Annotated in this window: 4 protein-coding genes and 1 pseudogene; 2 read left to right on the top strand and 3 right to left on the bottom strand. The window is 63.2% G+C overall.

The features are described from left to right. On the bottom strand, positions 1 to 494 hold a 494-nt coding region (locus tag I71_RS09605), incomplete at its 3' end, for an SDR family oxidoreductase (RefSeq protein ID WP_042694292.1). 60 nt (positions 495 to 554) lie between these two features. Here I71_RS09605 and I71_RS09600 point away from each other — a divergent pair. After that, entirely contained in the window at positions 555 to 1,166 is a 612-nt protein-coding gene (locus I71_RS09600) for a TetR/AcrR family transcriptional regulator (protein WP_199902147.1), read from the top strand. A gap of 336 nt (positions 1,167 to 1,502) precedes the next feature. On the opposite strand, the gene I71_RS09595 is transcribed toward I71_RS09600, so the two are convergent. Beyond that, entirely contained in the window at positions 1,503 to 2,591 is a 1,089-nt protein-coding gene (locus I71_RS09595) for an IS5/IS1182 family transposase (protein ID WP_042694290.1), read from the bottom strand. A 129-nt stretch (positions 2,592 to 2,720) separates the two neighbouring features. On the opposite strand from I71_RS09595, the pseudogene I71_RS35770 reads away from it, so the two are divergent. Further along, positions 2,721 to 2,879, top strand: a pseudogene (locus I71_RS35770) (transposase); the annotation flags it as partial. 61 nt (positions 2,880 to 2,940) lie between these two features. Here I71_RS35770 and I71_RS35765 read toward each other — a convergent pair. Beyond that, positions 2,941 to 3,093: a winged helix-turn-helix domain-containing protein gene (locus tag I71_RS35765; RefSeq protein WP_280109865.1), complete on the bottom strand. Its 153-nt coding sequence runs from the start codon at positions 3,091 to 3,093 to the stop codon at positions 2,941 to 2,943. Positions 3,094 to 3,235: the final 142 nt, after the last annotated feature.

Genomic DNA, 3,235 nt, shown 5'->3' with positions numbered 1-3,235 from the left:
TGCGACAGGGACAGCGCGAACGCCTTGGTCGCGCCATAGACGGTCATGGCGAACTCAGGGGCCAATCCGACCACGGAACCGACGTTGACGATCGCACCTTCGCCAGCCTGCGCAAAGCGGGGGGCAACGGCACTGCAAAGCCGCAGCATGGCCGTGGTGTTGAGGGCGAGGAGCCGCGTGACGACATCCGTCGATTGCTCGATGAAGCTGCCGCCAATGGCGGTTCCGGCATTGTTGATCAGGATGCCGATGCGCGCATCGTCGCGCAGCCGCGTCTCCACGACGGCAAGCTCGCCGGCCTGCGTCAGATCTGCCTCGATGATGTCGACCGCCACGCCGGTTTCCTGCCTCAGGCGTGCGGCAAGCGCCTCCATGCGCTTCCGATTCCGCGCGACCAGCACGAGATCGTGGCCGCGACGTGCGAAGCGGTCGGCATAGACGGCGCCGATGCCGGTGGAGGCTCCGGTAACCAGGACCGAGGGAAGGGCTGCCATGGGATTGCTCTCTGCTCTGCTGAAACCTATAATCATGATCATCATCATGATTGCCTAATTATGATGATGATCATGATTATGTCAATGGGGCCGGTGGAGAAATTTGAAATGAAGGTCAGTCGAGAGAAAATGGCGGAGAATCGCGATCGGATCCTGGATGTCGCCAGCAGACTGTTCCGCGAGAAAGGGTTCGACGCCGTCAGCGTGTCCGAGGTGATGAAGGCGGCCGGTCTGACGCACGGCGGATTCTACGGTCATTTTAGCTCGAAGGACGATCTTGTCGCCGAGACGATTGACCATGCCCTCTCAAGGGGCGACAGCAGAGGCATTGATCTCCGCGCTTATCTTGCCGACTATCTTGCGCCCCGGCATCGCGACAATCCTGCCGCCGGCTGTCCCACGGCGGGCCTTGCCGCGGATATCCGCCACCAGACGCCGGCTGCCCGCGCCGCCATGACAGCCGGCCTGCGGTCACAAATCGAGCGTGTGGAGAAAGCCCTCCCGGATATCGATGCGGAGGACAGGCGCCGCGCGGCGATCGGAACCTGGGCTGCGATGGTGGGGGCGGTGATCCTTGCCCGCGCAATCGACGACAGGACGCTTTCAGACGAGGTCTTGGAACAGACGCGTGGCTGGATCGAGGCCACGTTGGAACCGGCATCCGCCAAATAAATGATGCCCCCTTGGTGGCCGGTTGGGGAGCCGCTTTTGAGCAGCCATTGCCTGCATCTCGGGCATACTGACGGCTGCGATGACTTTGTCGGTGCCATAGGGGTTGGCGAGTTGTATTGGAAGCGAGCCGACACCACTGCCCGCGCCTTCGATGAGGACGTTTCCACCCGGTATCATCTTACCCATCTGCTTCAGCGCAATTGAGCACCTCGGTAAACTGGCTTTGAGCACCGGTTGGTGCTGCTGCGAGGGTCAAACCGGTAGGAGAGCAGCGTTTTTCAGGGGTTGATGTCCTGATTTTGTCTGGAAATGTGGAAGTATGCGGAGGTTTTAGCGCTATACGGGCACGGTTCGCCCCTCGAGCCAGATCAGGCGTCGGAAATTGTAGGCGAGGTTGGCGATCCCGATCTTCACCGTGGCGCGCCCAAGGCCGATGGTGCGGATGAACAGCGCCATGCGCTGCTTCTGGTCGGCGAACACATGCTCGACGGCAGATCGCACAGCCGAGCGGGCGCGGTTGGCGCGCTGGTGCGGCCCCGGCATCGGCCTTCCCTTCGGCTTGCGGAAGTGCACCATGCTGCTGCGGCCCGCCGCTGCGATGGCGGCTTCGTTGGCTTTCGAACGGTAGGCGCTGTCCGCCCACACCCGGCTGTCGAAGGCGTCGGGGGTGCGCAGGCCCGGCAACTGCGCACCATCGTACCGCGCGGCGTCGGTCACGATGAAGCGCCGGATCAGGCGGAACCGCCGGTCGATGTTGATGTGCGACTTGTAGCCGAAGGCAGGGATCAGAAGTCCCTCCACCATGCGCGCCTCGGCCCCGTCGAGCGTCGGCCCCGGCTTCGCCTTCACCCGTCCCCGCTTCACCGTCCAGCGCGCCTGCATGTCCTTCTGGCGCACCTTGGCCGGTGGCCAGGGCGGGTCTTGCCCGTCACGGATTTGCCGCTTCTCCTCCCAGGTCAGCCGCTGCTTGGGCGCTTCCACGATGGAGGCGTCGACGAACTGGCCGCCCAGCGCGAAGTAGCCACGCTCCTTCAGGTCCGCGTCGAAGCGGGCGAACAGCCCCTCCATCGCCCTCGCCGTCACCAGGGCCTCGCGGAACGGCCAGATCGTCGTGCGGTCTGGAACCCGGTCGCCCAATCCAAGCCCAAGGAACCGCATGAACGACAGCCGGTCGCGAACCTGATACTCCGCCTGCTCGTCCGACAGCCCGTACAGCGCTTGGAGTACCAGGATCTTGAACATCATTACCGCGTCCAGCGGCGGCCGACCGCCCTTGGAACGATCCTTACGCCCAAGCGCCACCTCCAGCGGCGGACAGAAAACCTCGAAGTCCACCACCGACAGAAGACGTTCCAGCGGATCGCCGCTCTTGCTCAGTTCCGCATATCGATCCTGAAGATCGAACAGCCCTGCTTGACCGGCCATGCTTCCGCCCCCTCCCCTTTCAGGACAAGGGAATAACCAGAACACCGAACACGCTACAGTTTTTCGAGGCGTCCACTTGATTCAGCTTCCCCGCTCGGTCACAAGGTGGCCCTCGGCGGAGGGGTACGAAAAAACTGCTTCTCTCCCTACCTCTACCGGAACCGCAACGTCATCGAGCGCAGTTTCGGACGCCTCAAGGATTTCCGGCGCATCGCCACCCGTTACGACCGGTCCGCCACCAACTTCATGGCCGCCGTCCACATCGCGGCAACCGCCGCCTACCGGTTACGAGCCCGGGTCCCGGTCTCGCCAAAGTGTATGAGGCGAAGATCCGCAAGGAGCGGCGGTATCAGTCGATCCGTCCAGGGCTGGTGAAGGCATAGCCGATGCCATAGATCACCTTGATTGGCGAGGGAAGATCAGTGGATTTGGCGATCTTGCGGCGCAGGCGGCTGACCACCGCGTCGAGGTGGCGATTGTCGAAGGTGGTCCTCCTCCGAATCAGTGGACACCTCTGCTAGGCTCCAGATGGAGCGGAGAGGTCAAGAATGACGGGCTGCCCTGACCATGGCGATCCAGCGGCAACGGCCCCAGCCCGGCCTCCTGCACCACTCGGATCGCGGCAGTCAATACGCCGCTGGGGA

It is taken from the genome of Azospirillum sp. B506 (assembly GCF_000333595.1).
In the GTDB taxonomy this organism is placed as follows: domain Bacteria; phylum Pseudomonadota; class Alphaproteobacteria; order Azospirillales; family Azospirillaceae; genus Azospirillum.
Note: the sequence above shows the minus strand (reverse complement) of the source record. Positions and strands in the feature narration are given on the sequence as shown.